General features: G+C 70.7%; 13 protein-coding genes and 1 tRNA gene. 4 read left to right on the plus strand and 10 right to left on the minus strand.

Annotated elements, in window-relative coordinates; translation table 11 throughout:
• Positions 1–8 precede the first annotated feature (8 nt).
• Complete coding sequence (locus MOV08_RS25170) at positions 9–845, minus strand: ABC transporter ATP-binding protein (RefSeq protein ID WP_275308910.1); 837 nt, start codon at positions 843–845, stop codon at positions 9–11.
• Positions 846–1,331: 486 nt separating this feature from the next.
• On the opposite strand from MOV08_RS25170, the gene MOV08_RS25175 reads away from it, so the two are divergent.
• Positions 1,332–1,413, plus strand: a tRNA-Leu gene (locus MOV08_RS25175).
• Positions 1,414–1,528: 115 nt separating this feature from the next.
• Here the strand turns inward: MOV08_RS25175 and MOV08_RS25180 are convergent.
• Positions 1,529–2,698 carry a glycosyltransferase gene (locus MOV08_RS25180; protein ID WP_067350679.1) on the minus strand — a complete coding sequence of 390 codons (1,170 nt, stop codon included), beginning with the start codon at positions 2,696–2,698 and terminating at the stop codon, positions 1,529–1,531.
• On the minus strand, positions 2,698–5,547 hold the full coding sequence (locus tag MOV08_RS25185) for a bifunctional glycosyltransferase/CDP-glycerol:glycerophosphate glycerophosphotransferase (protein ID WP_275311884.1): 2,850 nt from the start codon (positions 5,545–5,547) through the stop codon (positions 2,698–2,700). Before MOV08_RS25185 ends, MOV08_RS25180 begins: the two co-directional genes overlap by 1 nt.
• Before the next feature lie 556 nt (positions 5,548–6,103).
• Here MOV08_RS25185 and MOV08_RS25190 point away from each other — a divergent pair.
• Positions 6,104–6,946, plus strand: coding sequence for a Bax inhibitor-1/YccA family protein (locus tag MOV08_RS25190; protein ID WP_275308912.1), 843 nt, complete (start codon positions 6,104–6,106; stop codon positions 6,944–6,946).
• Positions 6,947–7,030: 84 nt separating this feature from the next.
• Here the strand turns inward: MOV08_RS25190 and MOV08_RS25195 are convergent, their stop codons facing one another.
• On the minus strand, positions 7,031–7,258 hold the full coding sequence (locus MOV08_RS25195; RefSeq protein ID WP_039635780.1) for a DUF4287 domain-containing protein: 228 nt from the start codon (positions 7,256–7,258) through the stop codon (positions 7,031–7,033).
• A 98-nt stretch (positions 7,259–7,356) separates the two neighbouring features.
• On the opposite strand from MOV08_RS25195, the gene MOV08_RS25200 reads away from it, so the two are divergent.
• Positions 7,357–7,758 carry a hypothetical protein gene (locus MOV08_RS25200; RefSeq protein WP_275308914.1) on the plus strand — a complete coding sequence of 134 codons (402 nt, stop codon included), beginning with the start codon at positions 7,357–7,359 and terminating at the stop codon, positions 7,756–7,758.
• Here the strand turns inward: MOV08_RS25200 and MOV08_RS25205 are convergent.
• The 3 genes from MOV08_RS25205 to MOV08_RS25215 form a co-directional block, all read right to left on the minus strand.
• The gene (locus MOV08_RS25205) at positions 7,722–8,741 is read right to left on the minus strand and encodes a hypothetical protein (RefSeq protein WP_275308916.1); all 1,020 of its coding nucleotides are present in this window, start codon (positions 8,739–8,741) and stop codon (positions 7,722–7,724) included. The genes MOV08_RS25200 and MOV08_RS25205 overlap by 37 nt on opposite strands.
• A gap of 467 nt (positions 8,742–9,208) precedes the next feature.
• Positions 9,209–10,429: an acetyl-CoA C-acetyltransferase gene (locus MOV08_RS25210; RefSeq protein WP_275308918.1), complete on the minus strand. Its 1,221-nt coding sequence runs from the start codon at positions 10,427–10,429 to the stop codon at positions 9,209–9,211.
• Positions 10,430–10,799: 370 nt separating this feature from the next.
• Positions 10,800–11,831 (minus strand): SGNH/GDSL hydrolase family protein, encoded by a 1,032-nt coding sequence (locus tag MOV08_RS25215; RefSeq protein WP_078875877.1) that lies wholly within the window; start codon positions 11,829–11,831, stop codon positions 10,800–10,802.
• Positions 11,832–12,104: 273 nt separating this feature from the next.
• Between MOV08_RS25215 and MOV08_RS25220 the strand changes: the two genes are divergently transcribed.
• A complete protein-coding gene (locus MOV08_RS25220) occupies positions 12,105–13,493 on the plus strand; it encodes a cystathionine beta-synthase (RefSeq protein ID WP_205365371.1) in 1,389 nt (462 codons plus the stop codon).
• A gap of 379 nt (positions 13,494–13,872) precedes the next feature.
• Here MOV08_RS25220 and MOV08_RS25225 read toward each other — a convergent pair.
• The 3 genes from MOV08_RS25225 to MOV08_RS25235 form a co-directional block, all read right to left on the minus strand.
• Positions 13,873–14,689, minus strand: a protein-coding gene (locus tag MOV08_RS25225; RefSeq protein ID WP_420834112.1) for an IS5 family transposase whose coding sequence is annotated in 2 segments (ribosomal slippage) — positions 13,873–14,329 and positions 14,328–14,689 — 819 coding nt in all. Because the reading frame shifts where the segments join, the coding sequence is not laid out codon by codon here.
• A 61-nt stretch (positions 14,690–14,750) separates the two neighbouring features.
• Positions 14,751–15,164, minus strand: a complete 414-nt coding sequence (locus MOV08_RS25230) for a hypothetical protein (protein WP_275308919.1) — start codon at positions 15,162–15,164, stop codon at positions 14,751–14,753.
• Between the two features lie 41 nt (positions 15,165–15,205).
• Complete coding sequence (locus MOV08_RS25235) at positions 15,206–16,642, minus strand: purine-cytosine permease family protein (RefSeq protein ID WP_275308920.1); 1,437 nt, start codon at positions 16,640–16,642, stop codon at positions 15,206–15,208.
• Between the last annotated feature and the right edge of the window lie 84 nt (positions 16,643–16,726).

The following is a 16,726-nucleotide window of genomic DNA, read 5'->3' on the forward strand; positions in this document are numbered from 1 at the left end:
GCTGCCGGTCAGCTGACGCGGCCCGTGGCGCCGGGGCCGGGGGTGCGGGGCCGCGCGGCGGAGCCGCTGGTGTGACCGCCCCCGGAAAAGCCCAGCATGCGTTCCAGCACCATGTCGGCGCTGGGGTCGGGCATGTCGTCGACGATCCGGCCGTCGGCGAGGAATATGACGCGGTCCGCGTACGACGCGGCGACCGGGTCGTGGGTCACCATCACCACCGTCTGGCCCAGTTCGCGCACGGAGTTGCGCAGGAAGCCCAGGACCTCGGCGCCGGAGCGGGAGTCGAGGTTGCCGGTGGGCTCGTCGGCGAAGATGATCTCGGGCCGGGAGGCCAGGGCGCGGGCCACCGCCACGCGCTGCTGCTGGCCGCCGGAGAGCTGGCTCGGGCGGTGCTTGAGCCGGCCGGAGAGGCCGACGGTCTCCACGACCCGCTCCAGCCAGGCGCGGTCCGGCTTCCGGCCGGCGATGTCCATGGGGAGGGTGATGTTCTCCAGGGCGGTGAGGGTCGGGAGGAGGTTGAACGCCTGGAAGACGAAGCCGATCTTGTCGCGCCGGAGCTGGGTGAGCTTCTTGTCCTTCAGCCCGGTCAGCTCGATGTCGCCGATCTTCGCCGAGCCGCCGGAGATCGCGTCCAGGCCGGCCATGCAGTGCATCAGCGTGGACTTGCCGGAGCCGGAGGGGCCCATGATCGCGGTGAACTGGGCCTGGCGGAAGTCGACGGAGACCGCGTCCAGGGCGACCACCTGGGTCTCGCCCTGTCCGTAGACCTTGCTGAGATCCGTGGCGCGGGCGGCCACCGCGGTGCTGCGGCCGGCGAAGGTGACGCCGGAGTGGGTGGTGGTCACGGGAAGGGTCTCCTGTCGGGACGAGGAACGGGCCGCCCCCGCACGGCGCGGTGACCGCGGCGGCGGGGTGGCGGAACATCGGTTTCCATCGTCCGGCAGCGCATCGTGCCCGGACGTCAACCCGTGTGACCGTCCTTGGGCCACCCCCAGGGATTAGCTCCCCGCGCTCCGTCATCCCTGGGTATGAGGTCGTCCCTGAGGCCGATGGGGCCGGTGGGGTGCCGGGCGGGCATTGCCGGAGGGCGCGCGGAGGGCGTTGGGGCGCCGTCGCAGAGGCGTCGAATTTTCGTCAATTCAGGGTCGAATTTCGCTCTCGCGGCCACCGGCGAACATGGGCTCCAGGCATGTGCCGGAGGCTCTGTCGGTCACTGATGCACCCTCAGTTGCCAATAAAATAAGACAACCTCGGGATGAGCGGCCGATCCGCCTGGTGCGCTGCGGGCTACGCTCGTGCTGCCTTCTGTGAGGAGGCATGGGGGACCCCGCGCCCGGATGGTGGAATGCAGACACGGCGAGCTTAAACCTCGCTGGCCTTCGGGCCGTGCCGGTTCAAGTCCGGCTCCGGGCACTTCCCGCGGGCAGCGGGACAAAGACCCGTAAATACCTGAATATTCAACATGTATCACGAGGCGGGGCCGCCGGGAAAACCCGGCGGCCCCGCCTCGGTATTGCGTGGTGGCGGCTCAGCGCTCCACGAGCGCGAACAGCGCCTCCCAGCGGCCGACAATCTCGTCGGTGGAGAACCGCTGGATGTTCTCCCGGGCCGTCTCGCCCATCCGGTCCCGCAGCTCCTGGTCCGACATCAGGGTGTCGAGGTGCCGGGCGAATTCGGTGATGTTGCCGGGCGGGGCCAGGAAGCCGTCCGTGCCGTCCGTGATGATCTCGCGGACGCCCGGCGCCACGTCGAAGGCCACACACGGCACCGCGGTGGCCATCGCCTCCATCGGCGCCAGCGGGAAGCCCTCGCCGCGCGAGCTCAGCGCGAACACCGCGCTCTCCCGCAGCGCTCCGGCGACATCGCTGGTCCGCCCCATCCACTCGACCGAATCGGTCACCCCCAGCTCGGCCGCCTGCTTGCGCAGCGCCTCGGCCTCCTCACCGGAGCCGTAGATCCGCAGCGTCCAGTCCGGGTGCTGCGGCGCGACCTTCGCCCACGCCTCCAGGAGCAGGTCCACGCCCTTCTCCTCGTGCAGCCGGCCGATGCTCGCCACGACCTTCCGGGACCGGTCCGAGGGGACGTCGGGGAAGAACGGCAGCGGGTTCGGCATGAAGCCGACGTTGTCCATCCGCTGGCGGATCCACTTGTCCGCGTCCTCGCGAGTGAGCGGCAACATCCGGTCGACGTCCTGGTAAAACCGCTTGACGCGGGCGAACCGGGACGACCGGCGGCAGGTCTCGAACGACTCGTGGCTCATTCCGATGACCGCCAGCCCGGCGGTGTCGGCCAACGCCACCCACTCCATCGCCCACACCTGGGTCACGATCACCACGCCGCCCGGCTGCGCGCCCCGGAACAGCGTGGTCATCTTCGCGGCCTGCTCGTGCATCCCGGCCTCGCGGGCGGTCCGGCGGCGCTGCTCGACGACGTTCAGCTTGTCCCGCAGGCCGCGCACCGGGCGCACGCTCGGCGGGTGCACGTCGTAGAGCGTGGTGGTCCGGTACGGCAGATCAGGACCGAGCTCGTGGACCCGGCCCTCGGGCGGCGGCACGATCCCGATGACGTGCACCCGGTGGCCCTGCTCGGCGAACAGGCGCGCCATCTGGTGCGACCAACTGGTGATGCCACCCAGCTCGTTGACGCTGTTGGAGACGAAGAAGATGTCCCGCGGCTCGGCTGCGTTCGACTTGGTCATCAACGGCTCCACTGCGCAAAGAACTGGTCGACGATGCTCTGTGCGGCGTCGCCCTGGTCGTATTCCCCGAACTTGGCGACGAATTCCTTGCGGTCCTTGGCGTATTCCAGCTGCTGGGACTCGAAAGACGCCACGGCCTCGAAGAAATCCTCCTCGGTGCGCACTACCGGCCCTGGTGCGTGTTCCAGCAGATCGAAGTACGTTCCGCGGCCCTCGTGCACATATTCGTCGTAGTCGTAGGTGAAGAACACCAGCGGCCGGTCGAGCAGCGCGTAGTCGAACATCACCGACGAATAGTCCGTGACCAGGCCGTCGGCCAGCTCCAGGATCGGGGTGATGTCGTGGCGCGCCGAGACGTCGATCACCCGGCCCTGCACGGTCGGCGGCAGCACCACGTGGTTGAGGTAGTGCGAGCGGACGAGCAGGACGTAGCGGTCGCCGAACTGGTCGGCGAAGCGCTCCACGTCGAAGGGGAGCGCGAACCGGCCGTGCCGGCCGCCCGCCTTGCGGAACGTCGGCGCGTACAGCAGCACCTTCTTGTCCGCGGGGATGCCCAGCTCCGCCGCCAGCGGGCCGCGCTCGCGGCGGCCCAGTTCGGCCTCCCGCAGCCGGGCCTTGACCAGGGCGTCGTTGCGCGGGTAGCCGACCCGCAGCAGGGTCTTCTCCTTGAGGCGGAACGCCTTGGCCAGCGTCCGCGCGTCGTGCTCGGTGCGGCACACGAACCGGTCGAAACGGTCCAGCGAGGCCTGTTGCTCGGCCTGCTGCTGGCGGGTCTGCGCCTTGAGCGAGGGCTGGTCGAAGCCCATGTTCTTCAGCGCCGAGCCGTGCCAGGTCTGGATGTAGGTGGTCTCGGGGCGCTTGGTCAGCTTCAGCGGGTAGCTCTGGTTGTCCACCCAGAACTCCGCCTGCGCCAGCGCCTTGAGGTACGGCAGCGACCAGCGCTTGACCAGGGTGGCGTCCTTGGGGAAGTCCTTCGGGGACCCGGCGTAGGCCCAGATCGCCTCGAACTCCAGGCCCTGCCGGCGCATCTCCTCGTAGATGGCGCGCGGGCTGTCGCTGTACTGCTTGCCCAGGTGGCTCTCGAAGACCACCGTGCGCTTCTTGATCGGCAGCCGGCTGAAGACCTCGTGGTACGCCCGGAGCTTGGTGTCCCCGGAGGTCAGCGTCTTGCGCAGCGCCTTGGCCTTGCGGAAGCCGGACTTGGCCAGCGCGCCCGGCTTGCCGTGGACGCTCCTGGAGATGAGCTCCTGCACGCGCTCGGCGCTCTGGCCCTCGCTGATCAGGCGGAACGCCAGGTGGCCCTTGGAGGAGATGTGCGGCTCGATGTGGTCGGCGACCATCCGGGTCAGCCGCGGCCGGATCGGCAGCGGCGCGCCGGCCAGCTCGGTGTCGGCCACCGTCAGCCGCGACGTGGTGTGCACCCCGTCGACGGTCAGGCGCAGCCGGACGTCCCAGATGGTGTCGACGATGCCCAGCGGGCGCAGCCGCGCGGTGACGTCCGCGGTGGTCTCCCACGCGACGGTGTCGCCCTCGTGGCGCAGCGTGGTGACCGGGAAGGTGAAGGACTGCAGGCTGCGGCGGCGGGCGCTGAACTCCAGCTGGCCGGCGAGCTTGGCGCCCTCGGGGATCGCACCGAGCGGGTTGGTGATCCGGCCGGCCAGCGAGACGGTGTTGCCCGCCTCGGAGAACCGGGTGAGCTGGTTGCGCAGGAAGAGCTGGTTGACCGGCTTCTCGTGGTAGCCGATGTCGGTCACGTCCAGCACCTGGCGGCCGAACGCGTCGTCGACGTGGCCGTCGCACCAGTAGATCCGGCCGTCGTGCTGGGCCAGCGGCGAGGAGAGCTTGTCGCGGTTGATGAGGGTGTCGACCGCCGGGATGAGGTTGTCCCAGTCGCCCTTCTGGAGCAGGTAGGCGCAGATGGCCTGTATCGGCAGGACCCGCTCGTACGCCTCGGGCGCGAGGTCGGCGAGGTACTCCTGGGAGAGCGCGGCGAACTCCTGGCGGTACGCCTCGTCGCGGAAGGGCAGGTCCCGCAGGTGGAGCACCAGGTCGTGCTTGAGGAACTTGACGTCCTTGGCGAGCTTCATCTCGCTCAGGCCGCGCTCGGCCAGCAGGGCGTCGATCCGCCGGTGGACCTCCAGCCGGTGGATGTAGTTGGTCATTTCGTGCCGTCGGTTCGTCACCGACTTCACGGCGGCCTTCTCGAAGACGTTCCAGAAGTAGACCTGATTGGGAATCAGCGTGATGCGCTTCGCCGCGAGGTAGGCGTCGGCGATAAACATCAGGTCCTCGTAGAACATCCCCTTGGGGAAGCGGAGATCGTTCTCGATGAGGAATTCGCGGCGGTAGCACTTGTTGGTGGAGAGGGTGTCCCACACAAAAAGGTCCGGCAATTCCGTAACGGACTCAAAGGTGCGAGTCGTGGAATACAGCCAGGCGTACCACTCGTCACGCTTCTGGTTCCGGGTGTCCTTGTGGATTCGGACACACAGACCGGAGACGATGTCCGAGTCGGTTTCCTCGGCGGCCTCCAGCAAATTGCGGCAGGCGTTGTGTTCCAGGACGTCGTCACTGTCCAGGAACATGACGTACTGTCCCCGGGTGTGCTGAATGCCGAGGTTCCGCGGCTCGCCGCCGGCACCGCTGTTCTCCGGCAGCTGGAAGGCTCTGACCCGCTCGGGATGGGTGGCCGCGAGCGCCTGCGCGACCTCGAAAGAACGGTCGGTGCTGCAGTCGTCGACGATCACCACCTCGACGTCCCGCAGTGTCTGATCCAGCACGGACTGGACCGCGGTCGGCAACCGGTCGGCGTCGTTGTAGACAATGACGACTACTGAGACGTCAGGCACAGGCACCTCAACCCTCTTTCGCTGCTGTTTCCGGCCAGAATAGCCCCATCTGCACACGGGGTTTACGACCACCCGCACCCGGACCGCTACACGTGGTGACGGGGTACTGCCCGTGGAAGGGCAGGTACCGGCTAGCCAGTATGACGACGACTCTGGTCAATCGGTTGCCCTGGCCTCCGGTGATCAGACATTTATCGGATTCGGATCATGCCGGTGACCCCGGGGTCCCGGAGTTGACGGTGTGGGGAAATGCCCGTTCGACGGGGACGGGAAAAGATCGATTACCCGGATTTTGTCCGGACTATCTGACGGCCCGCTCCGACCGCCCGGTGGCCCGCGGAGTGGCACATGACACAGCGGCAGATGTGACGAACACGTCGCGATCCGGTAGTTGGCGTGCCCGCCCGGGCACCTCCGCGGGCTCTCGGACGTCCTCTCTGCAGAGGACGTGTCATCCGTGGGACGAGGGAAGATCCTGCCCAGGAACGAGAGACGCGTCTTTGCCAAGCCATTACGCTTGCGTCAAGGCCGCGCAGGGCGGCCATGGAGGAGTGAGATGAGGAGCAGCAACCCGGTCTTCTCGCGACGGGGGTTCAGCCGAGGCACCGGCTACGCGGGCTTCAACGCGCAGGCCGGGGGCCCCACCGCCACCCAGTACGCCGGAGCCAACCCGTACGCCGGAGCCAATCCGTACGCCACCGAGGCGCCGCAGTACACACCGCAGCACACCCCGCAGACCCGCCCGATGACGATGGACGACGTCGTCGCGCGCACGGGCCTGACGCTCGGCACGGTCATCGCCGGCGCCACCGTCGGCTGGCTGTTCCTCACCGGACAGCTCGCCTTCGCGATCGGCGCCGGCCTGGCCGCCACGGTGCTGGGCTTCATCCAGTCCTTCAAGCGCAAGCCGTCCCCCGCGCTGATCCTCGGCTACGCGGCACTGGAGGGCGTCTTCCTGGGCGCGCTCAGCGGCTTCATCAACGACCTGCCGAAGCTGAACGGCGCCCCCATGCAGGCGGTGCTGGGCACGATGGCGGTGTTCGTCGCCATGCTCGTCGCCTACAAGACCCGGATCATCCGGGTCACCGCGCGGTTCACCCGCTTCGTGATGATCGCGGCGCTGGGCTTCCTGATGCTGTCGCTGGTCAACCTGCTGTTCATGGTGTTCGGCGGGGGTGACGGCCTCGGCTTCCGCAGCGGCGGCCTGGGCATCCTCTTCGGCGTCGTGGGCGTGGTCCTCGGCGCGCTCTTCCTCGCCATGGACTTCAAGCAGGTCGAGGACGGCGTCGCCTACGGCGCGCCGCGCGAGGAGTCCTGGCTGGCCGCGTTCGGCCTGACCACGACCCTGGTGTGGATCTACTGGGAGATGCTGCGGCTGATCTCGATCCTGCGCGACTGACACCCCGCATGAGCGGACGAGGGGCCCGTGGGCGACCGCCCACGGGCCCCTCGCGCATACCGGGACTCCTCCCGGGCCCGGATTTCAGAACTTGCGCGCGGCGCGCCGGAGATCGTGTTCATGGACGATCGCCTTGGCGTGGCCATGGGAGAGGTTGTGCGCGCCGCGCAGCCAGCTGACCTTTTCGTCGAAGCGGATGAGAGCGGGGCCTTCGTCGACGGTGCGGAGCCATTCGGCGATATCCCGACCGGTGCAGTGCGGGATGCGGGAGAGCATGTTCTGGTGGGTCTCTTCGGAGAAGGACTGAGACATCGGCGCCTCCGGACGCGGTCGATGCTGGTTCTTCCGCTCACCGTGCCTGAGCGTTCCGGCATTGGCAACCACCCGGGAGTTGCGCTTAGGCTCACGCCGTGCTTGACGTGACGCCTTTGCAGACCGCCGTGGACGCGCTCGCCGACCGCCTCCGGGCGCTGCCGCAGAGCGCCCTGCGCCGCGGCGCCGCCGCCGAAGGGCTGGCGCTGGCGCGGGAGTTGACGGCCCGCGCGCAGCGGATCGAACGCCCCGGGGAGCGGCCCAGGGAACTCCCGGACGCCGGGATGTTCGCGGTCGGCGACCAACTCGCCGTGGCCGGACACGACCTCGTCGAGGCACTGCGGGCCGCCGCCGGCGCGCCCGAGGGCGGCGCGGCCGACGGGCGGGGCGCGGCGGAAGGTGACGTGAAAGCGGCCCCCGCCGAGCAGTTGGCGGAGGCCGTGCGCCGTGTCCGGGAGGCGGCTCAGAGCGAGGCGATGACCCGGTCGGCGAGGATGTAGACGCTCTCGTTGCGGCGCTCGCCCCAGGAGAACGTCAGCGCGTAGGCGCCGGAGATGCCCGAGCCGCCCAGCAGCACCGGGGCGTGGCCGTCGCGCAGCGCGGCGGCCACGCTCTCGGCGGTCTCCCGGTGCCCGGGGGTCAGACAGAGCGTGGTGCCGTCGGTGAAGACGTACACGTCGAGCGTGCCCAGCGGGCCGGGGCGGACGTCGGCGAGCGGGGTGCCCTCGCGGGCCAGCTCCGTCAGGCGCGCCACGGTGCGCTCGTGGTCGCCGATGGCCGGGACGGGGGAGAAGTCCGGGTGCGAGGGGTGGCGCCGGCGGGCGGCGGCCAGCTCGGCGGACTCGGCGGGCTCGGTGGGTTCCGCCCGCTCGAACTCCGGCGTGTCCAGTGCCTCCAGCGCCTCGACGGACTCCAGGGCCTCCAACGACTCCAGGGCCTCGACGGGCTCCAGCGCCGGCAGCGGCTCCAGGGCGTCCGGGCCCAGCAGCGACTCCAGCCCGGCCAGGTCCGCCTGGCGCGGCACGAACGGCTGGCTGTCGAACCGGTCCAGCTCCAGCCGCTCGGACGGCTCCCGGCGCCCCTCACGGCCGTCGAGCGGGCCGTCCTCGCCGAGGGCGGACAGCGGGCCGGACAGCGACGGGGCGTCCGCCGCGTTCAGGGAGTCCCGGGCCTCCTGCGCGGCCCAGAAGGCGCGCGCCTCGGCCAGCTCCCGCTCCCGCTCCTCGGCCAGCGCGTCCGCGACGGCGGCGCGTATGTCCGCGAGCGGGGTCTCGACGGCCGGCACCCCGCGGGCGGCGGGCACCGCCGCGGCGGCCACCTGCGCGGCCTCGGCGCGGGTGGCCGCGTCCGCGCGGGCGGCGACCAGCTCGGCGTGCAGCGCGGTGAGCTGGCCGCGCAGCGCACGGGCGGTGTACAGGGCGACGGCGCCCAGCACCACGGCGACCGCCGCGGCCAGCAGCAGGACGAGGGTGGTGACAGTCATGCCGAAACCTCGCTTCGCTCGGCCTCGCATGCACGAGGCGCGCACCTTTCGGTGGTTCGCTCACTTCCGGGCATACGCCCACACTGTCGTGGACCGGTCACCGGCGTACTCCCGTTAGCAGATTGTTCTCGGACTTCCTACAACAGCGTGACGGACGTCGGCGACTGTTCGCAGGGTGGTATGTCCTGAAATGGTGCCCCCTTGGGGGCTCCTGCGGTGGGGTGCCCCCTGGCTGAGCTGCAAAAACGCTGCTTCCCCGGGATGTTGGTCACAATCCTGGGGGCGATTGGGTCGCGATCTTGTCACCGAGTGGCCTGGGTCACGCGCCGTCGCGGAACGTGTCCGAACGGCAGCGAAGGGTGCGCGGGGGACGGGAGTTGGTCCGTTTTCCCCGCGCACCCTTCAGGTACGCGCGTGCGCTGCGGTGCGCGGTGCCGGGCGCGCCCGGCCCCACCCGCCGCTGCGACTCAGCTCAGCCGCTCGATGACCATCGCCATGCCCTGGCCGCCGCCGACGCACATGGTCTCCAGGCCGAACTGCTTGTCGTGCCACTGGAGGGAGTTGATCAGGGTGGTGGTGATCCGGGCGCCGGTCATGCCGAAGGGGTGGCCGACGGCGATCGCGCCGCCGTTGACGTTCAGCCGGTCCAGGTCGATGCCCAGGTCGCGGTAGGAGGGGATCACCTGGGCGGCGAACGCCTCGTTGATCTCGACCAGGTCGATGTCGGAGACCGACAGGCCGGCGCGCCGGAGCGCCTGCTTGCTGGCCTCGACCGGGCCGTACCCCATGATCTCGGGGGAGAGGCCGGAGACGCCGGTGGAGACGATCCGGGCCAGCGGGGTCAGGCCCAGTTCGCGCGCCTTGGTGTCGGACATGATCACGAGCGCGGCGGCGCCGTCGTTCAGCGGGCAGCAGTTGCCGGCGGTGACCAGGCCGTCGGGGCGGAAGACCGGCTTGAGGCCCTGGACGCCCTCCAGCGAGACACCGGCGCGCGGGCCGTCGTCCTTGGAGACGACCGTGCCGTCCGGGAGCTCGACCGGGGTGATCTCCCGCTCCCAGAAGCCGTTCTTGATCGCCTGCTCGGCGAGGTTCTGGGACCGGACGCCGAACTCGTCCATGTCCTGGCGGGTGACGCCCTTGAGGCGGGCGAGGTTCTCCGCGGTCTGGCCCATCGCGATGTACGCGTCCGGGACCAGGCCGTCCTCGCGCGGGTCGTGCCAGTCCGCGCCCTCCTGCTGGGCGCGGGCGGCGGTGCGCGCCTCGGCGTCCGCGAAGAGCGGGTTGTGGGTGTCGGGCAGACCGTCGGAGGTGCCCTTGACGCTGCGCGAGACCATCTCGACGCCCGCCGAGATGAAGACGTCGCCCTCGCCGGCCTTGATGGCGTGCAGCGCCATCCGGGTCGTCTGGAGCGAGGAGGAGCAGTAGCGGGTGATGGTGCAGCCCGGGAGGTGGTCCATCCCCATCTGGACGGCCACGATGCGGCCGAGGTTGTGGCCCTGCTCGCCGCCGGGCAGACCGCAGCCGAGCATCAGGTCGTCGATGTCGGTCGGGTCGAGCTCGGGGACCTTGGCGAGGGCGGTCTCGATGATCTTCGCGGTGAGGTCGTCGGGGCGCAGGTCCTTGAGGGAGCCCTTGAAGGCGCGGCCGATCGGGGAGCGGGCGGCTGAGACGATCACGGCTTCGGGCATCACGGCTCCAAGGGTGTGTAGGTGCGGCGTCCGACGCCCCGCCGTGCGACCGGGGCCGGGCGGTGGGTGGCGGAACAAGGCGGACCGTCAGGGAAGTTACCTGCACGTACGGCAAGAGGTCACGGGGTGCGCGCTGTGATGCGGGCCTCTTTTCTAAGCGAGCGCTTATGGGGAACGGGGGAACGGACGCCGGCTATTCCCGCGCGGGCGCCCGGAGGCCGCTCCGCGCCCCCTGACGTGCGCCGGTGGGCCCAGGACGGGTCCGCCACGCCCCGCCCGCCGTTCGTCGCTCCCCCCGACCGACGCCGGGAGGCGCCCCAGGCCCGCGCGCCCGCCGCACCGGGCCGACGACGGGACGGCGCGGACCCGCCTATCCGGTGACCGACGGCCGGTCCGCCGGGTCCTCCTCCGGCGCCGGAAGCTGACGGCGCCGGCGGTGCTTGAGCAGGGCCCAGGGGGCGCGGCGGGAGGCGGTGACCTCCGTGCCGCCCTCGGAGGCGGCCCGGGCCGCGGCCTGCTCGACGGGGAGGATGCCCTCGCGCCGGGCCGGCTCCGGCCGCTCCTCCTCGGGCCACAGCCCGAGGGCCGCGCACAGCGTCGGGAACACCGCCATCGCGGCGGTGGCGTACCCCTCCGCCGAGGGGTGGTAGTTGTCCGGGCCGAACAGCTCCCGGGGGCGCGCCTCGAACTCCGGGCCGAGCAGCGCGCCGAGCGAGACCGTCCGGCCGCCGTTCTCGACCACGCCGATGGTCTGGGCGGCGGCCAGCTGCCGGGAGAGCCGGCGGGCCACCCACCGCAGCGGTTGGTAGACCGGCTCGATGGTGCCCAGGTCGGGGCAGGTGCCGACGATCACCTCGCAGCCCGCCGTGCGCAGCACGCGCACCGCCTCGGACAGGTGCCGCACCGACTCCGCGGGCGGCAGGCGGCGGGTGACGTCGTTGGCGCCGATCATGATGACGCAGACGTCGGGGGTCTCCTCGCCGCTCGCCAGCAACAGCTCCACCTGGCGGGGCAGGTCGTCGGACCGGGCGCCGGGCAGCGCCACGTTGCGCAGGTCGACGGGGAGTTCGGCGAGCGCGGCCAGGCCGGAGGCGAGCAGCGCGCCGGGCGTCTGGGAGGGGCGGTGGACGCCCTGGCCGGCCGCGGTGGAGTCGCCGAGGAAGCCCAGGCGCAGCGGGGGGCGGTCGGTGCGGTGGCCGAAGGCCGCGCCGTAGCGGCCGTCGGCGCACGGCGGGATGTCGTTGGAGCCGCCGACCGTGCGCCGTGCCAGCCGGACCTCGGTCAGCAGCAGCCCGACGGCGGCCACGCCCAGCAGCCCGACCCCGCCGCCGCCGAACGCGGCCGCGGTCGCGATCCGCCGTGCCACTCTCGCCCTGGAACCCGTCGTCACCGTCGTCGCCATCGGCCGGCACCTCCCCGTGCAGCGCGGGCGCGCCGCGGCTGTGGGGCCGGACGCGCTCGTGAAAGGGCAAGAACTCTTACACCAGGTAGGTGCCCGTTCCTGGCTGCCGTGCAACGCGGCGGACCTCCGATGGAGCCCCGCGCACGGGCTCGCGGGCCCGGGGCCCCGGTGGATCGGAGCCGGGGTTGATCGACCGGACGGCCCTTGGTCCATCAGGGCAATAGGCTGGCGGCACGGGCGCAGGAGAGCGTGCCCCCGACCGCGGAGACCACCGTGCAGTTTTACGATTCGATGATTGAGCTCGTCGGCAACACCCCGCTCGTGCGACTCAACAACGTCACTCAAGGGATCCAGGCAACCGTCCTGGTGAAGGTCGAGTACTTCAACCCCGGCGGATCGGTCAAGGACCGGATCGCGGTGCGGATGATCGAGGCCGCCGAGGAGTCGGGCGAGTTGCAGCCGGGCGGCACCATCGTGGAGCCGACCTCCGGCAACACGGGGGTGGGGCTCGCCATCGTGGCCCAGCAGAAGGGCTACAAGTGCATCTTCGTCTGCCCCGACAAGGTGTCGACGGACAAGATCAACGTGCTGCGGGCCTACGGCGCCGAGGTGGTGGTGTGCCCGACGGCCGTGGACCCCGAGCACCCCGACTCGTACTACAACGTCTCCGACCGGCTGGTGCGCGAGACGCCCGGTGCCTGGAAGCCCGACCAGTACAGCAACCCCAACAACCCGCGCTCGCACTACGAGACCACCGGTCCGGAGCTGTGGGAGCAGACCGACGGGCGGATCAGCCACTTCGTGGCGGGCGTCGGCACCGGCGGCACCATCAGCGGCACCGGCCGCTATCTGAAGGACGTCAGTGACGGCAAGGTCAAGGTCATCGGCGCCGACCCGGAGGGCTCCGTCTACAGCGGCGGCTCCGGCCGGCCGTACCTGATCGAGGGCGTCGGCGAGGACTTCTGGCCGACCGCCTACGACCGCACGGTCGCCGACGAGATCGTGGCGGTCTCCGACAAGGACGCCTTCCAGATGACCCGGCGGCTGGCCAAGGAGGAGGGCCTGCTGGTCGGCGGCTCCTGCGGGATGGCCGTGGTGGCCGGTCTGCGGGTCGCCGAGCGGCTCGGGCCGGACGACGTGATGGTCATCCTGCTCCCGGACAGCGGGCGCGGCTACCTCTCCAAGATCTTCAACGACGAGTGGATGGCCGACTACGGCTTCCTGGAGGAGGGCGGCACCGCGGCCCGGGTCGGCGAGGTCCTCCAGTACAAGGAGGGCGCGCTGCCCTCCCTCGTCCACATGCACCCGGAGGAGACCGTCGGCGAGGCGATCGAGGTGCTGCGCGAGTACGGCGTCTCGCAGATGCCGATCGTCAAGCCGGGCGCCGGGCACCCCGACGTGATGGCCGCCGAGGTCGTCGGCTCGGTCGTCGAACGGGAGCTGCTGGACGCGCTGTTCACCCAGCGCGCCTCGCTCTCCGACCCGCTGGAGAAGCACATGTGCCCGCCGCTGCCGCAGGTCGGCTCCGGCGAGCCGGTCTCGGACCTGATGGCGGTGCTGGAGAGCGCCGACGCGGCGATCGTCCTCGTCGAGGGCAAGCCCAAGGGCGTGGTGAGCCGTCAGGACCTGCTGGCGTACTTGGCGCGCGGGGTCGCCAAGTAGGCATCAGGTGTCCGTCGCCGCCCGGGCGTCGCGCCCGGGCGGTGTCAAGTGTCCGTCAGGAAACGGTTCGTCGGCGCAAGGTGTACGTATGCGTCACGTGTCCGCAGCACGGACTTAACACTTCTCCGGCACATTGTTGTGCAGGCGATGCGGACCTCCGGAGCGGCTCCCGGACCTCCTCGATCGCCAGGATGCGACGACCGGCCCTGACCCGGCTCGCGTCTCGTGCGGGGACCGCCGTCGTCCCGCCCCCGGCTCCGGCCGGGGTGCGGCGGTCCCCGCGAAATTCTCTTCCGGGCCCCGAGTCCCGTCTCCCGGCCCTGCGGAGGCCGGACTTCGGGGTGCCCGGCCCCCGGGCCTCCGGCCGGCTTTAGAGGTCCTAACAAAGGCGTTGGACGTGTCTGTAGGTGATGAGACATGTAGCGAGTCCGAGGAAGGCTTCATGGATGTCGTCCCGGCGCTCCCATCGGATGCGCAGGCGACGGAAGCCGTGCAGCCAGGCGATGGTTCGTTCGACGACATATCGGAAGACGCCCAGGCCGGAGCCGTGTGGCTCGCCTCGCCGCGCGATCACGGGACGGATGCCGCGCTGCCACAGCAGACGCCGGTACTTGTCGTGGTCGTAGCCACGGTCGGCGAGCAGTGCGTCGGGCCGGTGACGGGGCCGGCCGACAACCCCGGCGACAGGGGGGATCTTGTCGAGCAGAGGCAGGAGCTGGGTGACGTCGTTGCGGTTGCCGCCGGTCAGCGACACCGCGAGCGGGATGCCTTGGGCGTCGGTGACGACGTGGTGCTTGCTGCCCGGCCGTGCGCGATCGACCGGACTGGGACCGCTTTGGGCCCCTACGGGCCGCCCGCACATGGGAAGAGTCGATCACCGCCCGGGACCAGTCCAGCTTCTTCGCCGACCGCAGCTTCTTCAACAGCAGCACATGCAGCTGGTCCCACACCCCGGCGGCATTCCAGGCGGCCAGCCGCCGCCAGCAGGTCATACCCGAACCAAAGCCCAGCTCCTGCGGCAGGTACTCCCACTGGATGCCGGTGTGCAGCACGAACAGGATCCCGCACAACGCCTGCCGGTCCGGCACCCTCGGCCGCCCCTCAACCAGCTTCGGCCCCGGCTTGGGCAGCAACGGCTCGACCAACGCCCACAGTTCATCCGACACGATCCACGGCCGCGACTGACGTTTCCCCACGACCAGACCAACGAGCAAATAGGCCAGCAGTCACATGATCAACCACTTCTGTTAGGACCTCTTAGTCCCAGTCGCCCTCGCGCCGCTCGGACTTGCCCGGCAGCGCCGTCCGCAGCCCCAGGCTGTGCACCGCGTTGACCCCGACGATGCCGGCCCAGCACAGCGCCAGGCCGATCAGCCCCGCGTTGGCCACGGCGATCGCGGACAGCGGGATGGCCAGCACCAACGAGACCACGGCGACCGCGAACCGCTGCCAGAACTCGTGGTTGACGCCCGACTGGCGGGGCGGCAGCGTCCCGCGCGCCACCTGCATCTGCTGCTCGGCCAACTGCCGGCGCACCCGCCGGTCGACGTTGGCGTCGAACTTCTCCAGGAAGGACTCCACCAGCTCCGACTCGTACTCCGGCCCCAGCTCCTTGCGCGTCTGGAGGGTCGCGTCGAGTTCCTTCTTCAGCTCAGGGTCGTGTGTCGCCATGGCGTCGAGATTACGGCCGGGTCGGCGGCGGCGCGGTAGGGCTAGCCCCCCGATCCGACGGGGGCGCGCTCCTCCCGGACCGTCGGCTCCACCAGGCGTGCGGTGTCCCGGCGGGCGGTGAGCCAGTACAGGGCGGCGGGCACCGTCAGGCCGACCAGCCAGGAGACGTCGGCGCCGCCGAGCGGGGCGACCAGCGGGCCGGTGTAGAACGCCGTGGCCAGGAAGGGGAGTTGGGCGAGCACGCCGACGGCGTAGACGGTCAGGGCCCGGACGTTCCAGGCGCCGTACCGGCCGGTGGGGTCGCTGAGCGCCGGGACGTCGTAGCGCTCCTTGGAGAGCAGGTAGTAGTCGACCAGGTTGATCGCCGACCAGGGCGTGAAGAACGTCAGCAGGAAGAGCAGGAAGTCCTTGAAGGAGGCGAGGAAGGAGTCCTTGCCCAGTAGGGCGACGGCGGTGCCGGCCGCCATGATCCCGGCGATGTACGCGGCCCGGCCGCGCGGCGAGAGGGACCGTCCTCCGCCTTCGGCGCCCGGCGCCCCCGGCCCGCGGAAGCCGGTGACGCTGGTGACCAGCGACATGAAGCCGCCGTAGGTGTTGAGGATGTTGATGGTGAGCTTGCCGAGGGCGATGACGAGGTAGAGGAACGAGGCGATCAGCCCGCTGCCGCCGAGTCCGACGACATAGCCGACCTCGTGGCCCACGAACGCGCCCGGGGCCGCGGCGGCGGCCAGCGCCCCGAAGGCCATCGACCACTGCGCGCCCAGCACGGAGCCGGCGAACGTCCACCAGAAGGTCGCCCGGGTCGAGGTGTGCCGCGGCAGATAGCGCGAGTAGTCCGCCACGTACGGGCCGAACGCCAGCTGCCAGGACGCCGAGAGCGAGACCGCGAGCAGGAACACCGGCGCCCCGAAGCCGCGGTCGTGCAGCAGCGCGGCGAGGTCGGCGCGCTGCAGCAGCCGGACGCCGAGGTAGACGAAGGTCAGCGCGCAGACCAGGCCGGCGACCTTGCCGAGCAGGTGGACGAGGCGGTAGCCGACGGTCGCGGCGAGCGCGGTGACCGCGGCGAACAGCACGATCCCGACCGTCCCGCCGAGGTGCGTCAGCTCGCCCACCGCCTGCCCGGCGAGCACGCTGCCGCTGGCGAAGAAGCCGATGTACATCACGATGACCAGCGCCAGCGGCACCACCGCCCCGCGCACCCCGAACTGCGCCCGGGAGGTGATCATCTGCGGCAGTCCGAGCCGCGGCCCCTGCGCGGAGTGCAGCGCCATCACCGCCCCGCCCGCGAGGTTGCCGAGCAGCAGCCCGATCAGTGCCCAGAAGGCGTTGGCCCCGAAGACCACGGCGAGCGCGCCGGTGACGACGGCGGTGATCTGGAGGTTGGCGCCCAGCCAGAGGGTGAACTGGCTGACCGCGCTGCCGTGCCGTTCGTCGTCGGGGACGACATCGATCGAGCGTCGTTCCACCACGCCTGCCATGGGTGCCGCCTCTCCCGCCGTGCTGCGTGCATGAGTTCATGCAGGATCGGGGGATGATGAATGGAAGGTCAATAGGTGGGCGGT

Source organism: Streptomyces yunnanensis (assembly GCF_029011865.1).
Taxonomy (GTDB): domain Bacteria; phylum Actinomycetota; class Actinomycetes; order Streptomycetales; family Streptomycetaceae; genus Streptomyces; species Streptomyces yunnanensis.

What these genes read in the sequence shown, in the direction of transcription:
- MOV08_RS25180 (WP_067350679.1), bottom strand. Translation starts at nt 2,698, where the DNA reads ATGACCAAGTCGAACGCAGCCGAGCCGCGGGACATCTTCTTCGTCTCC.
- MOV08_RS25235 (WP_275308920.1), bottom strand. Translation starts at nt 16,642, where the DNA reads ATGGCAGGCGTGGTGGAACGACGCTCGATCGATGTCGTCCCCGACGAC.
- MOV08_RS25230 (WP_275308919.1), bottom strand. Translation starts at nt 15,164, where the DNA reads ATGGCGACACACGACCCTGAGCTGAAGAAGGAACTCGACGCGACCCTC.
- MOV08_RS25190 (WP_275308912.1), top strand. Translation starts at nt 6,104, where the DNA reads ATGAGGAGCAGCAACCCGGTCTTCTCGCGACGGGGGTTCAGCCGAGGC.
- MOV08_RS25205 (WP_275308916.1), bottom strand. Translation starts at nt 8,741, where the DNA reads ATGACTGTCACCACCCTCGTCCTGCTGCTGGCCGCGGCGGTCGCCGTG.
- MOV08_RS25195 (WP_039635780.1), bottom strand. Translation starts at nt 7,258, where the DNA reads ATGTCTCAGTCCTTCTCCGAAGAGACCCACCAGAACATGCTCTCCCGC.
- MOV08_RS25210 (WP_275308918.1), bottom strand. Translation starts at nt 10,429, where the DNA reads ATGCCCGAAGCCGTGATCGTCTCAGCCGCCCGCTCCCCGATCGGCCGC.
- MOV08_RS25215 (WP_078875877.1), bottom strand. Translation starts at nt 11,831, where the DNA reads ATGGCGACGACGGTGACGACGGGTTCCAGGGCGAGAGTGGCACGGCGG.